Here is a 21457-nt window from a genome sequence, read left to right as displayed (position 1 = left end):
GCGAATGGAAATTATGGTTCAGCGCGCTTAGTAGCATTTGAAAGCGACGAGGGGCGAGTAGCGAGGGCTAGGAAACGATGCCCCAGGAACAACGCTCAAAAGCCGGCAAGCGTCCGCCGACTCAGCACAAGCTGGGCAAGTAGCGAAAGGCACCGGTCATCGCGCCCTCGCTACTCAACTCAACCCTCGCACGTCAGGAATTCAGCCGATAATTCGGCGCTTCCTTGGTGATCTGGATATCGTGCGGGTGCGCTTCGGTGACGCCGGCTGAGGTGACCTTCACAAACTGCGCCTTGTGACGCACATCCTCGATATTGGCCGCGCCCAGGTAACCCATCGACGCGCGCAGTCCACCGATCAGCTGATGGATGATATTGCGCAGCGGGCCGCGGTACGGCACCCGACCTTCGATACCTTCCGGCACCAGCTTGTCGGCATCGGCCTCGTCCTGGAAATAGCGGTCCTTCGAACCGAGCTGCATGGCACCGATCGAACCCATGCCACGATAGCTCTTGTACGAGCGGCCCTGGAACAGCTCCACTTCGCCCGGTGATTCTTCGGTGCCGGCAAACATCGAGCCCAGCATCACGGTGGAAGCACCGGCAGCGAGCGCCTTGGGAATATCGCCGGAATAGCGAATACCGCCATCGGCGATCAGCGGAATTTCGTCCTTCAGCGCATTGGCGACCATATCGATCGCGGTGATCTGCGGTACACCGACGCCGGCGACCACGCGAGTCGTACAGATCGAGCCAGGACCCACGCCAACCTTGACCGCATCCACGCCCACATCGAGCAACGCACGCGCCGCATCACCAGTGACGATATTGCCGGCCACCACCTGCACCTGTGGGTAATTTTTCTTGACCCAGCCGGCACGTTCAATCACGCCCTGCGAATGGCCATGCGCGGTATCGACGACGAGCACATCGACACCGGCTTCGACCAGCGCAGCAACGCGCCTTTCGGTGTCGCCGCCCACACCGACCGCCGCACCGACCAGCAGCGCCTCCTGCTGATCCTTCGCGGCATGCGGATTGTCGCGGGCCTTCTGAATATCTTTCACTGTGATCAGGCCACGCAGTTGGAAGTCGTCGTTGACGACCAGCACTTTCTCGATGCGGTGCTTGTGCAGCAGCAGCAGTACATCATCCTGGCTGGCGCCTTCGCGCACCGTCACCAGCTTTTCCTGGCGCGTCATGATGTTGCGCACCGGATCATCATGCTTGCGTTCGAAGCGCAGGTCGCGGCTGGTGACGATACCGACCAGCTTCGCACCATCGACCACTGGCACGCCGGAGATGTTGTGTGCGCGGGTCAGACGCAGCACTTCGCTGATCGACGTGTCCGGGCTGACGGTGATCGGGCGGCGGATCACGCCCGCCTCGAACTTCTTCACTAACCGAACTTCCGCCGCCTGTTGCTCGACGGTCAGATTCTTGTGGATGATGCCGATGCCACCGCATTGCGCCATGGTGATGGCGAGGCCGGCTTCGGTCACCGTATCCATCGCGGCGGAAACGATCGGGATATTCAGCCGCAGGTTGCGGGTGAAGCGTGTGGTGGTGTCTACATCGCGCGGCAGCACGATCGAGTGGCCAGGAACAAGGTAGACGTCGTCGTAGGTCAGGGCCTCGGCGAGGATGCGCATGAGTAGTCCTGCTGCAAAGAGGGAATTATACGCGCCCTGCCGTGATGCTCGCCAGATCAGCGACTGAATTTCGCCATACTCAGCCGGCCGACCGCGCCTCAGCGGCTTCCAGGGTGTTCTCGATCAGCGTGGCGACGGTCATCGGGCCCACACCACCGGGGACCGGGGTAATCCAGCTGGCGTTTTCAGCGGCCGCGTGGAAATCCACGTCACCGACCAGCCGGCCGTCGTCAAGCCGGTTGATGCCCACATCGATCACCACCGCACCCGGTTTGATCCACTCACCCTTGACCAACCCGGGCTTGCCGACCGCCACGATCAGGATATCCGCCTGGCGCACGAAGCTTTCCAGGTTGCGGGTAAAGCGATGGCACGAAGTGGTGGTGCAGCCGGCGATCATCAGCTCCAGTACCAGCGGACGCCCGACGTGGTTGGACACGCCGACGACCACCGCATGCTGGCCACGCACCGGCCGATCGGTGTGACCGAGCAAGGTCATCACGCCTTTCGGTGTGCAGGGGCGTAGGCCGAACCGGCGCAGCGCAAGGCGTCCCACGTTCACTGCCTGAAATCCGTCCACATCCTTGGCCGGATCGATGCGATCGACCAGCGCGTCCTCCTCGATATGCTCGGGCAACGGCGACTGCACCAGGATGCCATGCACATCCGGGTCGGCGTTGAGGCGATCGATCAGCGCGAAAATTTCTTCTTGGCTCGTATCGGCAGGCAGGTCGTGATCGAACGAACGAAAACCGACCTGATGACAAGCCTTGCGCTTGTTGCGCACGTAGACCGAGGATGCGGCATTGTCACCAATCAAGATAACGGCGAGACCGGGAGCGGCAAGCCCTTGCGCCAGTCGTTCGGTGACGCGTCGACCCACACGCTCCAGCAGTTCCTGCGCGATGCGTTTGCCGTCGAGGATGCGTGCGCTCATGATTTTGCCTACCTACAAAGAAAGGCATTATCCCGGCTGACAGACACGCATACAAACAGAGGATGCCACGATGCCCACCGAACCAGTCCTGCCAGCACAGGAACTTGTCGAAGAAACTTTGCGATTGCGTCCATGGCAGATGCAGGATGCTGCCGACCTGTTCGATGCCGTACGCTCGTCAGTGATGAGCGTGGGGCGCTGGCTGCCCTGGTGCCGTGCCGATTACAGCCTGGACGATGCAAACGCATGGATACGCCATTGCCAGGACGGTTGGTCACAAGGAGAACACTTTGCGTTCTCGATTGTCGACCGGATGACTGGTGAGCTTCTCGGCGGGGCCGGACTCAATCAGCGCAACCGTCTGCATTGCAGTGCCAATCTCGGCTATTGGGTGCGCCAGTCGCGTCATGGTGAAGGCATTGCTGCTCGCGCTGCGGCGTTGGTGGCACGTTTTGGCTTTGAACAACTGGGACTCATCCGCATCGAGATCATTGTCCTGCCTGACAACCATCCAAGCCGACGCGTTGCCGAAAAAACGGGCGCGCAATTCGAAGCTATCGCACGCCAGCGGTTGTGGGCAAATGGGCGCGCCAATGACGCAGCGGTATACGGCTTGATTCTGACGGATCTGTCTTAGAGCCTGTTTGCAGTTACGCAGAGACCGCAAACAGGCTCTTAGCCTGCTGCGGCACAGAACCGGACAATATCCTCGTAGCCACTGAATACCGATGCCGTCCCGCATCCCGGGCAATCCGGGTCGCGTGTCAACCGGATCTCGCGAAAGCGCATGTCCAAGGCATCAAAATTCAGCAGACGGCCGACCAGTGATTCGCCCAGCCCGAGCAACAATTTCAGCGCCTCGGTAGCCTGCAGCAACCCCACGACGCCGGGCAGCACACCCAGCACGCCAGCCTCGCTGCAATTGGGTGCATCGGCCGCCGGCGGCGGTTCGGGAAACAGACAGCGATAGCACGGAGAATCCTCGCGACGAGGATCGAACACGCTTACCTGTCCGCTGAAACGTTCAACGGCTCCATAAACCATCGGCAGCTTCAGCCGCAGTGAGGCGGCGGTAAGTAGATAACGAGCTGGGAAATTGTCAGCGCCGTCAACCAGCACATCGTGACCAGCCAGCAGTCGCTCGACGTTATCCGCCTGCAGACGTTCGTTGTGGATCACGATGCGCACGCGTGGATTGAGCGCCTGCAGCGCGATACGTGCCGACTCGGTTTTCGCCATGCCGACACGCGCATCGGCGTGAATGATCTGGCGGTGCAGATTGGATCGCTCGACTACATCATCATCGATCAAAGTCAGCTGACCCACACCAGCCGCTGCAAGATACAGTGCCGCTGGCGAACCCAGGCCACCGGCACCGAGAAGCACCACTTTTGCACTGCCCAGCGTCGCCTGGCCCGCTTCGCCGATCTGCGCAAGCCTCAGTTGGCGGGCGTAACGCTGGATGGCGTCGACATCCAGCGTTGGCTGAGAAATCGGCAGCCCCTCGGTTTTCCAGCGACCGAAGCCGCCAGCCACTGAACTCACCTGGCGGTAACCCATCCGGACCAGCGATTCAGCCGCAAGCAGAGAACGCTGACCGCTGCCACACAACAAGGCGATCGGTCGATCGCGATCGGTTTCTGCTTGTTCGATGCGCAATTCGAGAAATCCGCGCGAAAGGCCCAGCGCGTTGGCAGGCGTGCCGGAGGTACGCTCGGCATCCTCGCGCACGTCGATCAGCAGGCCACCTTGGGCTTGCGCGGCTAGCGCCTGGGCCGGCGTGACTTCCGGGATGCGTTCGCGCAGCGCGCCAAGCCAGGAGTCGCGATTAAGTGGTTCGCTCATGCCATCAGTCTACGAGAAGCCGACCGGCATGTGCTGACAGCTAGGAGCCTGTTTACGGTCTCCGCGTAGCCCGCGTTGTGCCGTGGGCTGTCCGGTGGTGGTGCGTGACGCAGCCGCCTGACTGGCGGTCTCAGATCAAGCCGCACACTTGCCGCCGGGCGGCCGCCACGGCACAACGCGGGCTACGCGGAGACCGTAAACAAGCTCTTAGCGCGTGCGCTTGATCAGATCGCTGACGCGGCGGCGGGCCTTCTGCTGCTGCTCTTTGGTCAGCACTTTCTTGCGGCCCGCATACGGGTTTTCGCCTTCACGGAAGGCAATGCGCACAGGCGTGCCTTCCAGCTTGAAGCGCTTGCGGAAGAAGTTCTCGAGATACCGCTGATACGCCGGCGCAATATGTTTGGTGCGGGTACCGTGGATAACGATGGTCGGCGGATTGGTGCCACCCGGATGGGCAAAGCGCAGCTTCGGCGCGTGACCGTTGACCAGTGGCGGTTGGTAGCTCTCGTAGGCTTTTTCCAGCGTCTTGGTGAGCTCGGAAGAACCCAGCTCCTTGGTCGCCGAAAAATGGGCACGCACGACGGCGCGCATCAACTCGCGCAGACCCGAACCGTGCAGTGCCGAGATATGCACCTGCTTGGCCCAGTCCACGAATACCAGCCGACGATCGAGTGCACGCATGCATTCGTCGCGCTGGTATTTGTCCATGTCATCCCATTTGTTCACGGCGATCACGATGGCCCTGCCCTCGTCCATCGCATAACCAATCAGGGTGAGATCCTGATCGGCGAGATTCTCGCGGGCGTCGATCATCACCACCACGACCTGGGCAGCGGCGATCGACTGCAGCGTCTTGATGACGCTGAATTTCTCCAGCGCTTCCTCGACCCGCGCCTTGCGGCGGATACCGGCGGTATCGATCAGCGTGTAGCGCTTGCCGTCACGCTCGAGCGGCACGCGGATCGGATCACGCGTGGTGCCGGCGACGTCGGAAACGATCAAACGGTCCTCGCCTAACAGCCGGTTGATCAGCGTGGATTTCCCGGCATTGGGACGTCCAACGATGGCGACTCGAATGCTGCCGCTCTCGCCATCGCCCTCGATCGAGCTTTCCTCGTCGACTGGCAGCAGCGGCAGCACCAGCTCGATCAGATCATCGGTGCCGCGATTGTGCGCGGCAGACAACGGCACGGTGTATGTGATGCCGAAGCCGGCGAACTCGGCCAGTGCATTCTGTTCGTCCAGACCATCGGTCTTGTTGACTGCGGCAATGATCTTCTTGCCGGTGCGGCGCAGCTCGTTGAGGATCACGTGATCCTGCGGCAGCAGACCGTCACGTGCGTCGACCACGAATACGAGCACGTTAGCTTCTTCGATCGCCAGGCGCACCTGCTTGGCGGTCAATACATCCATCGCCTCATCGACGCCGGACAGGCCTCCGGTATCGACCACGACAAACGGGCGTTCGCCACTGCGGCAGACGCCATAGTGGCGATCACGGGTGACGCCTGGCATATCAGCCACCAAGGCATCACGGCTGCGCGTCAATACATTGAAGAGGGTCGATTTACCGACATTGGGACGACCAACTAGTGCGACGACGGGCAGCATGGCGAGTACATGGTCTCCGCGATCAGTGCGCGGACAGACGATAAGCGCCGATATGGCCCTTCACATCTTCAACGTAAACGATGTCGCCAACCACCAGCGGCTGTGCGCGGATGGCCTTTTTCTTGGACAGACGCTCGCGAGCGGCCAGGGCACCATCACTGCTCTGTAGCCAGTGGATATAGCCTTCCATATCGCCAACGACAACGTAGTCACCCTGAACAGCAGGGCCGGTCAGCCAGCGGTACTTAAGCGCGTCGTTCTTCCAGATATCGGCGCCACCCGTCTTGTCGAAAGCCCAGACCTGCGAATCTTCGTTGACGCCGTAGAGCGAATTGCCGCCAAGCGCCAACGAGACGAAGGTCGAGAACGGATGGGTCCACGTCGGACGGCCGCTGGGGCCATCCACTGCTACCAGATTGCCGTGATAGGCCGCACTGTAAAGCAGTGAACCGTCTAGCAGGATTGAACCATCCGCATCATTGAGACGATCGATTTCGGTGCGGCCTTCACCGCTGGCGAGCTTCTGTTCCCACAGCTTCGAACCATTGTCCAAGCGCAGTGCGACCAGACGGCCATCGTCGCTACCATAGAAAATCACGCCATTGGCGGCGAGCATGGAGCCGTTACCGCGCAGGCTAAGCAAAGGGACCGTATCCTGGTCGAAGACCCAGCGGCGCTTACCGGTAGCCGTTTCCAGGCCGTAGATGCGGCCATCCTCCGTGCGCACCACGACGAGATCGCCGACGATCACCGGCGAAGCCAGCACTTCGGAGGACAGCTCGGCTTCCCAGCGTGGGTTGCCATCTTTTGCATTGACGGCATAGACGTGGCCGTCCAGCGTACCGACGACAAGCAGATCACCATCGACGGCTGGACCACCGGCATACAGCGCATCTTTACGCTTCTTGTCGCCCCAGCCGAACCAGCCCTTGGTCCGCGTACTTTTTGTCCACAGGGTCTTGCCACTGGCTGCATCGATCGCCGCCAGCTTGCCGTCGGTGCTGTCGGCATAGAGCACGCCATCGACGACCGAGGGACGCAGAAGCGCACCACTCTGACTAGCGCCGTTACCTACGCGGGTTTCCCACACACGGGTCACCTGCACGGTCGGTTTGAAATCCTTGGCCAGCGGTGTCGGCGGCTGGACGTTTTCCTTCTTGAACGAGTGGCAGCCGGCGAGGCCCACCAACGAGGTCAACGAGATCAGCAAGACGCGTTTCATCATTTCAGCTTTCATGCACCCTGCTTCCCGGCCACGGCCAAATCATCGAGTTTCATCTGCAGCGCACCACGTTGTGGTGCCTGCTCTTTCAGCGCCGACAGCGCGGCCTGATAAGCCTTTCGCGCATCGTCTGCACGCCCAAGCTTGACCAGCACATCGCCGCGGAGTTCCTGAGCCAGGCCCTGATAGGTATTGGCCGGAATCGCATCGAGTGTCGCCAGCGCCGCTGTACCGTTGTCGCGGGCCAGTTCAACCTGCGCCTTGCGCAGTTGCGTGAGCGATTTCAGCGCCGGATCGGTCGCGTGGGTTGCAGCCCAGTCCAGCGACGCTTCGGCCTTGTCCAGCTGTTTGGCCTGTACCTGCTGCTTGGCCCGATCGGTGGCCGCAAAGACAGCGTACGGCGACTTTTCGTAGTCTTTCATCAGCTGATCGGTGATCGCACTCGCAGCCTCCGGCTTGTTGGCAGCCAGCGAGACCTGGGCGAGCTTGTACAACTGGGCAGCATTGCTCTCGTTGCGTGCCTGGTGGTTGCGCCACTGCTGCCAGCCAAAGATGCCAACGAGACCAATGGCGATGCCTACGACAATCGAAAGGCCATTCTCGCGTAGCCACTTTTGAACGAGTTCGCTTTGTTCGTATTTGTCGTATTCGTCAAATGCCATGAATCATCCTTCAAAAATCACTCGTTCGCAGGCCTTTACCACGCCGCCGCGCGAGAGATGAAAGCAAAAGCCACCCGTGCCCGCCATGCAGCGAACAATCAGTGCACAAGCATAACCGAAAAGGGCCGCTCAGAGCGGCCCGGAGCGTTGATCAGAGGCTGGCCGCGGAGGCCTTGCCGTCCTGAACCTGCACGCGGAAGTGCGCCACATTGGCATGACGGAAATCGTCCAGACCAACGGGCTGACCATCGATGCTGATCTGTGCACCGCTGGAATTGCCGATGCGGACATCCAGCGGCTGATCGCTGTGATAGGTCTTGCTGCTGCCCGCAGGAAGCAGGCCGTACTCGAGCCGCTTGCCATCCTTGTCAATCACTTCGACCCAGCTGGCAGCGTCGACGGTGACGCTCAGGCTGTGACTGCCCGTTCCGGTATCCACCGCTGCCGGCGCAACCGGCTTTGCCGTCTGAAGATTGCCGCCGTCCATGTTCGGAAACGGCGCCATCGATGCCATCAACGGCTGATCCTGCGGTGCCGAGGTCGTTACTATCGGCGGTGGCGCTGGAATCTGCGCCACGGCGGTGCTCTTAGTCGAACTATTGGCTGCGCCCGCGGCGCTGGTCGCCGTGGCCGTGACCGTGGCCGGAGCATCCTGTTGTGCCACTGGCGCTGCATCGAGCGGCGCCAGATGCGTCACGCTGCGATCCATCGTCCCGCGTACACCCAGCCAGATCATCGGAACCACGATCACTGCCGTCAACACCACGTAAGTGGCAGCGGTGGCATAACGGTCCAGCAGAAAGCGCGAATGCGAAATACCGCCCGTGGCCACCAATGGCGGCTCGATCTGCTTGATACGATCGAGTTCAACCTGAATCGAGGCGTCGTTGATGCCGAGGAACTGGCTGTACTTGCTGATATAGCTGCCAAGGTAGATCTTCGAATCGATCCCCTCGTGCATGTCGTGCTCAAGTTCGCGCAACACGCGCACCGGAAGCCGCAGCGTGCTCGCACAAATCTCGATAGTCAGCCCACGCGCTTCGCGTGCGGCCTTCAATCGAGCGCCAAAACTGATGGCCTGCGTCTTCGCTGAAGTCGCGTCCATATCAAGCAAATTGATCCCGAAAAGATCGGGCGTGCTCTTGCCGGGTTCGGTCGGATCAGGCTGCATGGAAGTCATTGGCTGACAGTTGTATTGAGGGCGCGTGCCTGTTCCGAATCCGGGAACTGGTTTTGCAGCCGAGTGCTATAGGTAAGGGCACCATCCCGGTCGCCCAGACGAGATTCGATATCGTAGCCAAGCTTTAATGCCGCCGCAGTCGGCGCCCCCAGTGCATCGAAGCGCTGAATGAAAGCCCGCGCACGGAACGCATCGTTATTCAGATAGAGCGCTTTGGCAAGCTGAAATAATGCATCAGCGTTATTCGCGTTACGCGCGAGGGCGTCACGAAAGCTGGCTTCAGCGGGAACAACCTGATGATCTCGCAGCTGGCAGATCCCTTCATTTGTCAGTGCGATATCGGGCGTCTGATAGAACGGATCGGCCACAGCCTTCTGAAAATAGCCATTGGCTTCTGCGTAGCGGCCAGTCGAGCAGAGGAACAATCCGAGATTGTTGTTCGGATCACCCTTGGTGGGCTCCAGCGCAACCGCCTTGCGATAGTGCACTTCGGCTTCGGGCAAGTTATTTATGCGCTCATAAACCACCGCAATGACGGTATGCGCCGGCGCGTAGTTGGGATCGAACTGCAGCGCGGTCGTCAATTTGGCCAGTGCCGTCTGCACATCACCGTTGGCCAGGTAGCGCTGGCCAAGCTCGGTATGGACACGTGCCGCTTCCACTGCCTGGTCGGCCTTGCTGGTCTGCGGGAGGTTCTTGCCGATGGGATTGCTGTCGGTATGCGTGGTGATACAACCGGCCAGCGGCAGCAACAGGCCTAATATCAGCACGCGATCAATGCGCATGTAAGGCTTCCTCGTCCTGCTTCTTGCGGATATCGGCGCTGCGTCGTGTGCGATCGGTGACCTGCCCCGCCAATTGGCCGCAGGCGGCATCAATATCGTCGCCGCGGGTACGGCGCAGCATGGTCAGCACGCCAGCGTTGAGCAACAGCGTCTGGAAATCCCGAATATCGTTCGCACTGGAGCGCTCGAAACGGGTGCCCGGGAAAGGATTGAACGGAATCAGGTTGACCTTGCATGTCGGCAGCTTGCGCATCAGCTTGATCAGCTGACGGGCGTGTTCGGGCTGGTCGTTGACGCCCTTCATCAAGGTGTATTCAAACGTGATCGACGTGCGCGGCTTGCGCGCCACCCAGCGTTGGCAGGCAGCTACCAGATCGGCAATCGGGTAACGCTTGTTGAGCGGCACCAGCTCGGTGCGCAGTTCATCATTGGCAGCGTGCAGCGAGACGGCCAGCGAGACGTCGATCGCATCGGACAGCTGATCGATCTGCGGGACCATCCCGGCGGTGGAAAGCGTCACGCGCTTGGCCGCCAGACCAAAACCGAGATCGTCGCGCATCAGGCTCATCGCCTTGACCACCGCGTCAAAATTGGCCAGCGGCTCGCCCATGCCCATCATCACCACGTTGGTGATACGACGATTCTGATGGGTGATATTGCCAAGATACTTGGCCGCCACCCACACCTGACCGATGATTTCGGCGGTAGACAGATTGCGGTTGAACCCCTGCGCGCCGGTCGAGCAGAACTGGCAGTTCAACGCACAGCCGATCTGCGAGGATACGCATAGCGTGCCGCGTGTTGGCTCAGGGATATAGACCGTCTCCACCGCATTGCCGCTGTCCATACCCAGCAGCCACTTGTGCGTACCGTCGTTGGCAGCCTTGTCCAGCATGGTCCTGGGCGGACCGATGTAGCAGGCCTCGGTGAGCTTGGTGCGCAGCGCCTTGCCCACGTCGGTCATGTTTTCAAAGCTGTCTTCCAGGTCGTGGTAGATCCACTTCATCACCTGCTCGGCGCGATAAGGCTTCTCGCCGATCTGCGTGAAAAAGTCACGCAAACCCTGCCGATCGAAGTCGAGCAGATTGACTTTGGCAGATGGGTTCACGACAACCTGGTTCACAACTTAGTACCTCGGATATCTCAGCGCGAGAGAACGTCCGTCGCGGCGAAGAAATAAGCGATCTCGACCTTCGCCGTATCCGCAGCATCAGAACCGTGCACCGCATTGGCGTCGATAGAGTCGGCGAAATCGGCACGGATCGTCCCTGCGGCGGCTTCCTTCGGATTGGTCGCACCCATCAAGTCGCGATGCTTGAGCACGGCGTTCTCACCTTCCAACGCCTGGATCATCACCGGGCCGGAGATCATGAAGTCGACCAAGGCCTTGAAGAACGGGCGCGCGCTATGCACGGCATAGAAGCCCTCGGCCTCCTGACGCGACAGCTGTTTCATCTTGGCAGCAACCACCTTGAGGCCAGCCTTCTCGAAACGGGCATAGATTTCACCGATGACGTTCTTGGCGACGGCGTCGGGCTTGATAATGGAAAGGGTGCGCTCAAGCGCCATGCGAATCTGCTCCGGAATGAATTTCAAAAAAGACTGTCATGGCCAACAGGGGCCGACAAAGGGCTAAACCTGACTTGTATTACGGGTTTAGTACCGGAAAGTTTGACAGATTCTACTCCATACGCAAATCACCTGTCCTTAACAAAATTCAGATGTTTGACGGCTACAAAGCGCTCCGCGTATCCTCAAACGATCGTTTGAACCGATGAGCGTAGCGACGCAATGATTGTCCCAGTGAACAGCTCCAACTCCACCAAGGAACGCATATTGGGCGCTGCCGAATCGCTGTTTGCCCAACGCGGGTTCGATGGCGCCTCGCTACGGCAGCTCACTTCAGCCGCCGGCGTCAATTTAGCCGCGGTCAATTACCATTTCGGGTCGAAGGAGAAGCTGGTCGAGCAAATCTTTCGCCGACGGCTTGACGCCCTAAATAACAGCCGCCTGGAAGCCCTGGCTCTGGTCGCTGGCAAAGAGAACACGACGATCGAAGACGTGCTGGCCGCCTTCATCCGCCCGGCGCTGGATCTATCGCACGACGAAAGCGGCAGCCTTTTCATGCGTGTTCTGGCACGGGCGTTTGCCGAGCACGACGACACCTTGCGGCAGTTCCTGTCAGAGAACTACGGCCACGTGATGCGCCAGTTCACCGCCGAATTCGCCCGTCTACTGCCACAACTGAGCAAGCAGGAGCTCTATTGGCGCATCGATCTGGTCAGCGGCGCGCTGACCCACGCCATGTCCGGCTTCGGCATGATCCAGCGCAAAAGCGACGTCAGCGAAACCGTGCACCGCGAGCAGACCGCACAGCACCTTATCCGTTTCGCCGTGGCCGGGATGAGTCATCCCTGAGTCACGACTTGAGCCCACGCTAAATCAGCATTTATTCCGCACCCACAGCCGGCAACGGCTGCGACTTCCACCCCAAAGCTTTGTGTTCGTTCTACTGGAGAAGCTAATGACTGCTGCATCCTCGTCAAAACCACCACTACGCATCCGCAAGGCCGCTGTGCTGGGCGCCGGCGTCATGGGCGCGCAGATCGCCGCGCACCTGACCAACGCTGGCGTCGAAACCGTGCTGTTCGACTTGCCTGCGAAGGACGGCCCGAAGAGCGGTATCGCGCTCAAGGCCATCGCCAACCTGGCCAAGCTGTCACCTGCCCCGCTGGCCGACAAGAATCTGGCCGCCGCGATCATTCCGGCCAACTACGACGAGCATCTGGATCACCTGAAAGATGTCGACCTGGTGATCGAGGCCATCGCCGAGCGGATGGACTGGAAGCTCGACCTTTACAAGAAGATCGCGCCACACGTTTCCGCTACGGCCGTGCTGGCCAGCAATACCTCCGGCCTATCGATCAACGGCCTGGCCGAAGCGCTGCCGGAAGAGCTGCGCCATCGCTTCACCGGCGTGCATTTCTTCAATCCGCCGCGCTACATGCATCTGGTCGAAGTGATTCCGACCCGCCTGACCGATCCGGCCGTGGTCGACGGTCTCGAAGCCTTTCTTACTACCACGCTGGGCAAGGGCGTGGTGATCGCCAAGGACACGCCGAACTTCATCGGCAACCGCATCGGCGTGTTCTCGATGCTGGCCGCGATGTACCACACCGAGCAGTTCAAACTGGGCTTCGATACCGTCGACGCACTGACCGGCCCCGCGTTGGGCCGTCCGAAAAGTGCGACCTATCGCACTGCCGACGTCGTTGGTCTGGACACCATGGCGCACGTCATCAAGACCATGGCCGATACCCTGCCCGACGATCCGTGGCTGAAATACTTCAAGGCGCCGGCTGTATTGCAGGGCCTGATCGACAAGGGCGCACTGGGCTCGAAGACGGGCGCTGGCTTCTACAAGAAAGCAGGCAAGGACATCGTGGTGATCGATGCCGCCAAGCAGGACTACCGCCCGTCCGAACAAAAGCCGTCCGATGAGGTCGCCGCGATCCTCGCGATCAAGGATCCATCGGAGAAGTTCGGCAAACTGCGCGCCTCCAGCGATCCACAGGCACAATTCCTGTGGGCCAGCTTCCGCGACCTGTTCCATTACTCCGCCTTCCACCTGGCCGACATCGCCGACACCGCGCGCGACGTCGACTTCGCCATTCGCTGGGGCTACGGCTGGAAACTCGGCCCGTTCGAGACCTGGCAGGCTGCCGGCTGGCAGCAGGTGGCCGAGTGGATCAACGAGGACATCAAGGCCGGCAAGGCCATGAGCAATGCGCCGCTACCGGCATGGGTAACGGATGGCCGTAAAGGCGTCCATTCGAAAGAAGGCTCGTGGTCGGCCGGCGAGAGCAGCTACAAGCCGCGCTCGCAGCATCCGGTCTACGCGCGCCAGTTGTTCCCCGATCCGATCCTCGGCGAGAAATTCGATCAGGGTGTCACCGTCTGGGAAAACGATGGCGTACGTCTGTGGACGCTCGGAGACGACCAGGTCGGCATCATCTCGTTCAAGACCAAAATGAACACGGTCAACGACCAGGTGCTCGACGGCGTGCAGCACGCGATCAAACTGGCCGAGGAAAAGCTGAAGGCCGTGGTGATCTGGCAGACCGGCGAACCGTTCTCCGCCGGCGCCGATCTCAAGGGTGCGCTAGGCCTGCTGAAGGAAGGCAAGTTCGACGACTTCGACAGCATGGTCGCCAACTTCCAGCGCACCAGCATGTCGATCAAGGAATCGCTGGTTCCGGTCGTCTCCGCGGTGCGCGGCATGGCATTTGGTGGCGGTTGCGAGTTCCAGATGCATTCGGCCCGCACGGTCGCTGCGCTGGAAAGTTATATCGGTCTGGTCGAAGCCGGCGTCGGTCTGCTGCCGGCTGGCGGCGGCCTGCACGAGCTGGCCGTCCGCGCGGCCAAGGCCAACCCGGACGATCCGTTTGAGTCGCTGAAGAAAGTCTTCGAGACCATCGCCATGGCCAAAGTCTCGGCCAGCGCGCTCGAAGCCAAGCAGCTTGGCCTGCTGCGCGATAGCGACATCGTCGTCTTCAACGCCTACGAGTTGCTTTACGTTGCCAAGAAGGTCGCGCTGTCGCTGGCCGAGAGTGGCTATCGTCCGCCAATGCCGGGCCGTGCGATTCCGGTCGCCGGCGATACCGGCACGGCGACCTTCCAGGCCTCGCTGGCCAATCTGAAGGAAGGCTACTTTGCCTCGCCGCACGATATCGACATCGCCACGCGTATTGCCGACACCCTGTGCGGGGGCAAGATCGAGCGTGGCTCGTTGGTCGACGAGGAGTGGCTGCTGGCACTGGAGCGCAAGCACTTCGTCGAACTGGCCAAGACCGAAAAGACCCAGGCGCGCATCGCGCACACCATGACCACCGGCAAACCGCTGCGGAACTGACGGAAAGCGAATGGCCAGCCTCCAACTCTCTTTCCTTTCCGACATTCCACGAGGATTAGTCTCATGACCAAGCAAGTGCAAGACGCCTACATCGTCGCCGCCACCCGCACTCCGGTGGGCAAGGCGCCGCGCGGCGTATTCCGCAACACCCGTCCCGACGATCTGCTCGCGCACGTCATCCGCGCCGTGATCGCCCAAACTCCGGGCATCGATCCGCACCGTATCGCCGACACCATCATCGGCTGCGCCATGCCCGAAGCCGAGCAAGGCATGAACGTGGCACGCATCGGCGTGTTGCTGGCTGGCCTACCCGACACCGTGCCCGGCGTCACCGTCAACCGCTTCTGTGCCTCCGGCCTGCAGGCCGTAGCCCAGGCCGCCGACCGCATTCGTCTTGGCGAAGCCGATCTGATGATCGGTGGTGGCACCGAAAGCATGACGATGATTCCGATGATGGGCCACAAGATCGCGATGAATCCGGCCATCTTCGCCAACAGCGAGGATTACGCCATCGCTTTCGGCATGGGCATCACCGCCGAGAAAGTCGCCGAAAAGTGGAAGGTCACCCGTGAGCAGCAAGATGCTTTCGGCGTCGAGAGCCATCGCCGTGCACTCGCTGCGCAGGCCGCCGGCGAATTCAAGGATGAGATCACGCCGTTCCAGTTGGACGACCACTACCCTGATCTCTCCACACGCGGCATCACCACCGACAGCCGACTGATCGATGCTGACGAGGGTCCGCGCGCCGGCACCACGATGGAAGTATTGGGCAAGCTCCGCACCGTATTCCGCAACGCCCAGTACGGTGGCACCGTCACCGCCGGCACGTCCTCGCAGATGTCCGATGGTGCCGGCGCTGTGATGCTGGCCAGCGAACAGGCGGTCAAGGACTACAACCTGAAGCCGCTGGCTCGCTTCGTCGGTTTCTCCGTCGCCGGCGTGCCGCCGGAAATCATGGGTATCGGCCCGAAGGAAGCGATTCCCAAGGTGCTCAAGCAGACCGGTCTCACCCTCGACCAGATGGACTGGATCGAGCTCAACGAAGCCTTCGCCGCACAGGCGCTGGCTGTGATCGGCGACCTCCGTCTCGATCCGAGCAAAGTCAACCCGCTCGGTGGTGCCATCGCCCTTGGTCACCCGCTGGGTGCCACCGGTGCGATCCGTATCGCCACGCTCGTGCATGGCTTGCGCCGTCGCAAGCAGAAGTACGGCATGGTCACCATGTGCATCGGTACCGGCATGGGCGCAGCAGGTATTTTCGAAGCGCTCTGATTCGTTGCATCACAGCTGAAATGAAAACGGCGCCGTAGCAATACGGCGCCGTTTTTCTTGTTTCTGCTTGTCCGCATCACCGTTGGCGCATGACGCTGAGGGAACCTCTAAAACCTACTGCGCTCGATAATTTGCGCGCCGGCGGTGCTCGGAATCCTCACATACTCCCATGTATGCTGCGGTTCCTGCGCGCCGGCGACGCGCTTGTCTCTTCGCTCGCTACGGTTTTTAGAGGTTCCCTATACCTTGCGCTGCTTCTGATAAGACTGCAGATGACACCAGGCCACCGTCAGCAATGGCGCATCGATAGCGGCCGCCCGTGCACGTTGCAGCATGTCGCCGACGATTTGTTCGCCTTCAATCTGCTGGCCCGACTCCAGATCGCGCAGCATCGAGGCAGTAACGGGTGAGCCATCCTGTGTCAGGTTTTTTAATGCCAGCTCCCGGGCGCTGGCAGATATCGGCGAACCGGCCGTTGCAGCTACCGCAACGCACTCGGCATACAGCTGCTCCACGAAATCGCGGCCACCGTCAGTAGCCACGATCACGCCGACACTGGCTCGCATCAGACAGGTGGCGGCCGCCAATGCGGTGAGAAAGCTGTACTTGATCCACAGATCCTGCTCGATGGTAAGCGAATGCTTGTGCTCCACCTTCGCCTGGGCAAAGGCAGCGGCAATCGCCGCACAGCGCTGGCTGCGCGGTTCGCCCGTGCGCTCACCAAAGGTCACTGAGGCGGGTTTGCCGAGATGCAACACCTCGCCGGTGTCCGGCTTGGTGACGCTGATGAAGCAGAGACCACCAAGCACGCGCGCCGCGCCAAAGCGCTGATCCAGCGCCTCATAGTGATGCAGGCCGTTGAGAATCGGCAGCAGCGTGGTGTGCTCGCCCATCGCCGGCGCAATCGCCTCGATGGAACTATCCAGGTCGTAAGCCTTGCAGCTCAGCAGGATCAGATCGAACGGCTCTGCCCTCGGTAGCTGATCAGTCGTAAGGTGCCGGACCACCAACTGCGCATCGCCCAGCGGACTGCTGATAACCAACCCATGGGCGTCCAGCTGCGCGGCGCGAGCCGGGCGCACCAGGAAGGTTACGTCCAGGCCCGCCTGCGCCAACCGGCCGCCGAAATAGCCGCCCGTACCACCCGCGCCGAGAATCAAGATACGCATAGGAGTTCGCCTTTCGCTCAAGCAACAACGCGCAGGCGCACGCCATCGGCACCCACATCGACAAAACGCAGCGCCGACATATCGGGAATCCATTCAACCCCTTCCGGGATTTCGCCCGGATGGCCGGTCGCCAAAGCAATCACCCGCGCACCGGCAGCCTGACCCGCACGGATACCGGCAACAGCATCCTCGAACACCAGTGTCTGTGCAGGTGCACAGCCCATCCGCCGCGCACCTTCAAGATAACCTGCCGGATGCGGCTTGCCCTCTTTGACGTCGTCGCCAGCAACCATCTTCGGCGGCGGCACGATCCCCGTCACCGCCAGCCGCGCACGCGCCAACTCCTGATCGGCCGAGGTAATGATGGTCCAGCGATCCTCAGGCAGACTGGCAAGCAATTCGAGTGCCCCCTTGATCGGCACGATGCCATCGGTGCTGTGCAGCTCGATGTCGTACATCGTGCGGATCTCCTGCTCCACGTCGTAACCCGGTGGCGTAAAGCGGCGCACCGAATCGGCCAGTCGCACACCATGCAGCTGCGGCAACACCCAGTCGAAATCAACGTCGTGCGCATCACACCAGTCTTTCCACAACGTCTCGACCATCATGCGCGAATCAATCAGGGTACCGTCCATATCAAACAACAAAGCCTGAGCCAACAGTTCCGTACCAACAGCCAAACGCATGAGGTTTCCTTGAAAACGAAGCAGTCCTGGGCAAGCAGGCCAGCTGTTAAATGAAAGTCGTTATTTGCACGTGTGCCATGTACGCGATTTTTCGGCAACTTGTCGAGCGTAGCGAGTGGTTCAGAACCAAGCGTACACGTATCAATTTGAGCAAATCTTGATTAGCCAAGAACGCACAGCTGCGTTTCACACAGCCCCGGTCGAAACCAGAAGTTATCAGTGTGACTTGCTCTATTCGCGACCTCAAGCTCTGTTTGTGACGGGACGCGGACATACCCGCGTCAACAGCAGATCGACGCCTTTGCGGTATGCCGTGCTTGTCCTAGCCACGCCACCAGCGAATAATCCCCACGTTGCGATGCACGATCTAGGTGTCGCTTTCTTGAGTGGCCCAGCTGGCTTCCCCTCGGTGCATGCCGTGCCTGCCGGATCGCTCGTTCAAAGGATATGTAGTGGCGAGCCTTCCCCTTGAGGAAACCACCAACGTGCCGAGCCCCCCGGCACCGGTGTTTCCCGATTACCGCGTCACCTCGCTGATCGTCGCCTGCGCCATCTTCATGGAGCAGCTGGATGCTACCGTGCTGGCGACGGCGCTGCCGACCATGGCGCACGACTTTGCCGTGACGGCGCCGGCGATGAGCATCGCGATTACCTCCTACCTACTGATGCTGGCGATCTTTATCCCGGCCAGCGGCGCGATGGCGGACCGCTTTGGCGCGCGACGCGTTTTCAGCGTGGCGATTGGCGTGTTCGTGGCCGGCTCGATCGTCTGCTCATTGACAACCAGCCTGCCCGCGATGGTCGCGGCACGCCTGCTGCAGGGTGCGGGTGGCGCGATGATGGCGCCGATCGGACGACTGATCCTGCTGCGCACGGTCGAGCGACGCAACTTGGTGTCGGCGATGTCGTGGACGCTGGTACCGGCGTTTCTCGGACCACTGATCGGGCCGCCGCTGGGCGGCTTTATCGTCAGCTATCTCAGCTGGCGCTGGATTTTTTATATCAATGTGCCAATCGGCCTGCTGGGCTTCTGGCTGGTGCGTCAGTTTGTGCCGGAGATTCCCAGCGAATCCAAGCCGGCGCGCTTTGATTTTCTCGGCTTCGCCCTATGTGGGGTCGGGCTGGGCTGCCTGTTGTTCGGTTTCGAGACGATCGGGCAAAACGCCGATCTTATGCGCGCACTGCTCCTGCTCGTGATCGGCAGCACCGCATGCGCAGCCTATATATGGCACGCGAAGCGGCGACCCGATCCGCTGATGGATCTATCGCTGCTGAAGATCGACTCGTTCCGCCTGTCGGTAATCTCCGGTTCGTTGATGCGTGTCACGCAGGGCGCGCAGCCTTTCCTGCTGCCATTGATGTTCCAGATCGGCTTCGGCCTGTCGGCAGTGCGCAGCGGCAAGCTGATTCTGGCAACGTCGCTCGGCGCTATCGTGATGCGCAGCGTTACGCCACGCGTGCTGCGGATGGTGGGTTTTCGGCGCGGCATGATGGCCAACGGCATACTCTCCAGCATGGGCTATGCGGTGTGCGCGTTTTTCCGGCCGGGCTGGCCGGACTGGCTGATGTTCGGCCTGTTGTTCTGCTGCGGTGCCTTCATGTCATTCCAGTTTGCGGCCTACAACACGGTGGCCTACGAAGCCGTGCCGACGTCGCGCACCAGCGCAGCCAGCAGCCTGTACACCACCCTGCAGCAGCTGATGCTTTCCGTCGGCGTCTGCAGCGGTGCGCTGATTCTCAAGCTGACCATGGCTGCCGGTGATCACGCCGAACCGCATCTGATGGATTTCTCCATCGCTTTTGTGATCGTCACGCTGATCTCGCTCAGCTCCATGCGCTGGCATGTGGGCTTTGCGCACGACGCCGGCGATGAGTTGAGCGGGTATCGGTCGAAACAGCGACCGTCGTTGTCATAGGCGTTACCGCAGTTCGTCAAGACATGAACGCTGCGGATATACCGCACATCATCAGACAGCGGAGCACACGCATGCAGCGACGCGACTCGCAAGCAGCATCATCTGCCTGGCTCGCCACCCACGATGATGCGCGCATTGCGCTGCCAGGTCAGGTACGACCAGGCCCAGCCTATCGTGATCAGCAGCCGGTTGCCGAAGCCGATCAGAAAGAAGATGTGCACCACCAGCCAGAGCCACCACGCGACGACACCGGACAGATGGATGCCGCGCAAATCGGCTACCGCCTTGCCGCGGCCGATAGTGGCGAAGCTGCCGTAGTCCTTGTAGCGAAAAGCACGCGTGGTGCGGCCGGCCATCCGCTCGCGGATCATTTTCGCCGCGTGGGCCCCCATTTGCTTGGCTGCCGGTGACAGTGCCGGCACGGGTTTTCCATCCTGCTGCAAATGCGCCAGATCACCGATCACGAAAACCTCGACGTGCTGCGGCAACGACAGGTCGGGCGCGACCTGCACGCGACCCGCGCGATCGCACGGCGTATCCAGCTGTCTGCCCAGGGACGATGCGGCCACACCTGCAGCCCACACCAGCGTGCGCGCCTCGATGCGCTGCTCGCCCATCTGCACATGGTCGTCGCCGACGCTGGTGACGGCCGAATTCAGATGAACGCGCACCAGCATGCGCTCAAGCTGTTGCTGCGCTTTCACCGACAGATCCGCCGGCATCGAACCCAGCACACGACCACCTGCCTCCACCAGATGAATTTGCGCCTGGTGTGGATCGGCTACGCGAAATTCGTTGGCCAGCGTGTGATGGGCGATCTCCGCCAGCGTGCCGGCCAGTTCCACGCCGGTCGGGCCGGCGCCGATCACCACAAAGCTGAGCCACGCTGCGCGCTTCACCGGGTCAGGCTCGCGCTCGGCGGCTTCGAAGGCATTGAGGATGTGCCGGCGGATGGCCAGCGCATCGTTCATCGTCTTCATGCCGGGCGCATCGGTGGCCCAGTCGTCGTGACCAAAGTAAGCGTGGCTCGATCCGGTTGCCACAATCAGGTAGTCGTATTCCAGCGCATCGTCCCCCATCGACACGCGCTTTTGCACCACGTCGATCGCCGTGACCGTTTCCATGCGTACGGTGACATTGGCTTGCTTGCGCAGGATATGGCGCAGCGGCGCAGCAATATCCGGTCCCGACAGCCCCGCCGTCGCCACTTCATAGAGCAGCGGCTGGAACAGGTGATGATTGGTACGATCCACCAGCGTGATCTGCACCGGCGCCGATCGCAGCGCGCGCGCCGCGCTCAATCCCCCGAATCCACCACCGATGATGACCACATGGGGCAAAGGGTGCGTACGGCTCATGGCTACCTCGCGTTGATATGCCTCGACATTAGACGCGTGAGACATTAATTGTGTGATCAAAGATAGTTCGAATAGAGCATATCCCGTGCAGCCCGCTCACTTGTGCCTATGCCGATGGTGTAATCAGGATAGTGCATCGCCATAAATCCATGCACGGGCAGCGCCGCGTCAATACAGGCAAAATACACAGCTGGCGCGGCCAAATCGCCTGCCGCCACCTTCCACTTTCGCTCTACCGATACGGATGACAC

General features: G+C 60.9%; 19 protein-coding genes. 5 read left to right on the top strand and 14 right to left on the bottom strand.

The genetic code is table 11. From position 1 onward, the window contains the following. Nucleotides 1–193 precede the first annotated feature (193 nt). Entirely contained in the window at nt 194–1651 is a 1458-nt protein-coding gene (guaB, locus tag HDE80_RS08095) for an IMP dehydrogenase (RefSeq protein WP_184602221.1), read from the bottom strand. A 79-nt stretch (nt 1652–1730) separates the two neighbouring features. Then, a complete protein-coding gene (gene folD, locus HDE80_RS08090; RefSeq protein ID WP_184669661.1) occupies nt 1731–2588 on the bottom strand; it encodes a bifunctional methylenetetrahydrofolate dehydrogenase/methenyltetrahydrofolate cyclohydrolase FolD in 858 nt (285 codons plus the stop codon). A 70-nt stretch (nt 2589–2658) separates the two neighbouring features. Here folD and HDE80_RS08085 point away from each other — a divergent pair, with 70 nt between their 5' ends. Next, nucleotides 2659–3225, top strand: a complete 567-nt coding sequence (locus HDE80_RS08085) for a GNAT family protein (protein WP_184669659.1) — start codon at nt 2659–2661, stop codon at nt 3223–3225. A gap of 38 nt (nt 3226–3263) precedes the next feature. On the opposite strand, the gene moeB is transcribed toward HDE80_RS08085, so the two are convergent. The 8 genes from moeB to ndk all read right to left on the bottom strand — a co-directional run bounded on the left by moeB (nt 3264) and on the right by ndk (nt 11462). Beyond that, nucleotides 3264–4433, bottom strand: a complete 1170-nt coding sequence (moeB, locus tag HDE80_RS08080; RefSeq protein WP_184669657.1) for a molybdopterin-synthase adenylyltransferase MoeB — start codon at nt 4431–4433, stop codon at nt 3264–3266. Nucleotides 4434–4640: 207 nt separating this feature from the next. Continuing rightward, nucleotides 4641–6044: a ribosome biogenesis GTPase Der gene (gene der, locus HDE80_RS08075; RefSeq protein WP_184669655.1), complete on the bottom strand. Its 1404-nt coding sequence runs from the start codon at nt 6042–6044 to the stop codon at nt 4641–4643. Nucleotides 6045–6066: 22 nt separating this feature from the next. Beyond that, entirely contained in the window at nt 6067–7281 is a 1215-nt protein-coding gene (gene bamB, locus HDE80_RS08070; RefSeq protein ID WP_255483635.1) for an outer membrane protein assembly factor BamB, read from the bottom strand. After that, nucleotides 7278–7928, bottom strand: coding sequence for a tetratricopeptide repeat protein (locus HDE80_RS08065; RefSeq protein WP_184669653.1), 651 nt, complete (start codon nt 7926–7928; stop codon nt 7278–7280). The genes bamB and HDE80_RS08065 overlap by 4 nt, the downstream gene beginning before the upstream one ends. Nucleotides 7929–8079: 151 nt before the next feature. Then, nucleotides 8080–9099, bottom strand: coding sequence for a helix-turn-helix domain-containing protein (locus tag HDE80_RS08060; protein WP_345776424.1), 1020 nt, complete (start codon nt 9097–9099; stop codon nt 8080–8082). Between the two features lie 5 nt (nt 9100–9104). Next, on the bottom strand, nt 9105–9893 hold the full coding sequence (gene pilW / locus HDE80_RS08055; RefSeq protein WP_184669649.1) for a type IV pilus biogenesis/stability protein PilW: 789 nt from the start codon (nt 9891–9893) through the stop codon (nt 9105–9107). Next, nucleotides 9883–11001: a 23S rRNA (adenine(2503)-C(2))-methyltransferase RlmN gene (rlmN, locus tag HDE80_RS08050; protein ID WP_345776423.1), complete on the bottom strand. Its 1119-nt coding sequence runs from the start codon at nt 10999–11001 to the stop codon at nt 9883–9885. Before rlmN ends, pilW begins: the two co-directional genes overlap by 11 nt. A 35-nt stretch (nt 11002–11036) precedes the next feature. After that, nucleotides 11037–11462 (bottom strand): nucleoside-diphosphate kinase, encoded by a 426-nt coding sequence (gene ndk / locus HDE80_RS08045; RefSeq protein WP_184602537.1) that lies wholly within the window; start codon nt 11460–11462, stop codon nt 11037–11039. A gap of 222 nt (nt 11463–11684) precedes the next feature. Here ndk and HDE80_RS08040 point away from each other — a divergent pair, with 222 nt between their 5' ends. The 3 genes from HDE80_RS08040 (at nt 11685) to HDE80_RS08030 (ending at nt 16077) form a co-directional block, all read left to right on the top strand. Continuing rightward, nucleotides 11685–12311 carry a TetR/AcrR family transcriptional regulator gene (locus tag HDE80_RS08040; protein ID WP_184669645.1) on the top strand — a complete coding sequence of 209 codons (627 nt, stop codon included), beginning with the start codon at nt 11685–11687 and terminating at the stop codon, nt 12309–12311. A gap of 106 nt (nt 12312–12417) precedes the next feature. Continuing rightward, nucleotides 12418–14805, top strand: coding sequence for a 3-hydroxyacyl-CoA dehydrogenase/enoyl-CoA hydratase family protein (locus HDE80_RS08035; protein WP_184669643.1), 2388 nt, complete (start codon nt 12418–12420; stop codon nt 14803–14805). A gap of 63 nt (nt 14806–14868) precedes the next feature. Further along, on the top strand, nt 14869–16077 hold the full coding sequence (locus HDE80_RS08030) for an acetyl-CoA C-acyltransferase (protein ID WP_184669641.1): 1209 nt from the start codon (nt 14869–14871) through the stop codon (nt 16075–16077). Between the two features lie 239 nt (nt 16078–16316). On the opposite strand, the gene panE is transcribed toward HDE80_RS08030, so the two are convergent. Continuing rightward, nucleotides 16317–17246 carry a 2-dehydropantoate 2-reductase gene (gene panE / locus HDE80_RS08025; RefSeq protein ID WP_184669639.1) on the bottom strand — a complete coding sequence of 310 codons (930 nt, stop codon included), beginning with the start codon at nt 17244–17246 and terminating at the stop codon, nt 16317–16319. 17 nt (nt 17247–17263) lie between these two features. Continuing rightward, complete coding sequence (locus HDE80_RS08020; RefSeq protein ID WP_184669637.1) at nt 17264–17932, bottom strand: HAD-IA family hydrolase; 669 nt, start codon at nt 17930–17932, stop codon at nt 17264–17266. A gap of 485 nt (nt 17933–18417) precedes the next feature. Between HDE80_RS08020 and HDE80_RS08015 the strand changes: the two genes are divergently transcribed. Then, entirely contained in the window at nt 18418–19848 is a 1431-nt protein-coding gene (locus HDE80_RS08015; protein WP_345776428.1) for an MFS transporter, read from the top strand. Nucleotides 19849–19946: 98 nt separating this feature from the next. Here the strand turns inward: HDE80_RS08015 and HDE80_RS08010 are convergent, their stop codons facing one another. Next, on the bottom strand, nt 19947–21206 hold the full coding sequence (locus tag HDE80_RS08010) for an NAD(P)/FAD-dependent oxidoreductase (RefSeq protein WP_184669628.1): 1260 nt from the start codon (nt 21204–21206) through the stop codon (nt 19947–19949). Between the two features lie 56 nt (nt 21207–21262). Then, nucleotides 21263–21457 carry a hypothetical protein gene (locus HDE80_RS08005; RefSeq protein WP_184669626.1) on the bottom strand — a complete coding sequence of 65 codons (195 nt, stop codon included), beginning with the start codon at nt 21455–21457 and terminating at the stop codon, nt 21263–21265.

It is taken from the genome of Rhodanobacter sp. A1T4, assembly GCF_014207185.1.
In the GTDB taxonomy this organism is placed as follows: Bacteria; Pseudomonadota; Gammaproteobacteria; order Xanthomonadales; family Rhodanobacteraceae; genus Rhodanobacter.
This window is presented reverse-complemented; position numbering and strand designations above follow the sequence as displayed.

Coding starts and splice junctions, on each gene's coding strand:
- guaB (WP_184602221.1), bottom strand. CDS start 1,651: ATGCGCATCCTCGCCGAGGCCCTGACCTACGACGACGTCTACCTTGTT.
- folD (WP_184669661.1), bottom strand. CDS start 2,588: ATGAGCGCACGCATCCTCGACGGCAAACGCATCGCGCAGGAACTGCTG.
- HDE80_RS08085 (WP_184669659.1), top strand. CDS start 2,659: ATGCCCACCGAACCAGTCCTGCCAGCACAGGAACTTGTCGAAGAAACT.
- moeB (WP_184669657.1), bottom strand. CDS start 4,433: ATGAGCGAACCACTTAATCGCGACTCCTGGCTTGGCGCGCTGCGCGAA.
- der (WP_184669655.1), bottom strand. CDS start 6,044: ATGCTGCCCGTCGTCGCACTAGTTGGTCGTCCCAATGTCGGTAAATCG.
- bamB (WP_255483635.1), bottom strand. CDS start 7,281: ATGAAAGCTGAAATGATGAAACGCGTCTTGCTGATCTCGTTGACCTCG.
- HDE80_RS08065 (WP_184669653.1), bottom strand. CDS start 7,928: ATGGCATTTGACGAATACGACAAATACGAACAAAGCGAACTCGTTCAA.
- HDE80_RS08060 (WP_345776424.1), bottom strand. CDS start 9,099: ATGCAGCCTGATCCGACCGAACCCGGCAAGAGCACGCCCGATCTTTTC.
- pilW (WP_184669649.1), bottom strand. CDS start 9,893: ATGCGCATTGATCGCGTGCTGATATTAGGCCTGTTGCTGCCGCTGGCC.
- ndk (WP_184602537.1), bottom strand. CDS start 11,462: ATGGCGCTTGAGCGCACCCTTTCCATTATCAAGCCCGACGCCGTCGCC.
- HDE80_RS08040 (WP_184669645.1), top strand. CDS start 11,685: ATGATTGTCCCAGTGAACAGCTCCAACTCCACCAAGGAACGCATATTG.
- HDE80_RS08035 (WP_184669643.1), top strand. CDS start 12,418: ATGACTGCTGCATCCTCGTCAAAACCACCACTACGCATCCGCAAGGCC.
- HDE80_RS08030 (WP_184669641.1), top strand. CDS start 14,869: ATGACCAAGCAAGTGCAAGACGCCTACATCGTCGCCGCCACCCGCACT.
- panE (WP_184669639.1), bottom strand. CDS start 17,246: ATGCGTATCTTGATTCTCGGCGCGGGTGGTACGGGCGGCTATTTCGGC.
- HDE80_RS08020 (WP_184669637.1), bottom strand. CDS start 17,932: ATGCGTTTGGCTGTTGGTACGGAACTGTTGGCTCAGGCTTTGTTGTTT.
- HDE80_RS08010 (WP_184669628.1), bottom strand. CDS start 21,206: ATGAGCCGTACGCACCCTTTGCCCCATGTGGTCATCATCGGTGGTGGA.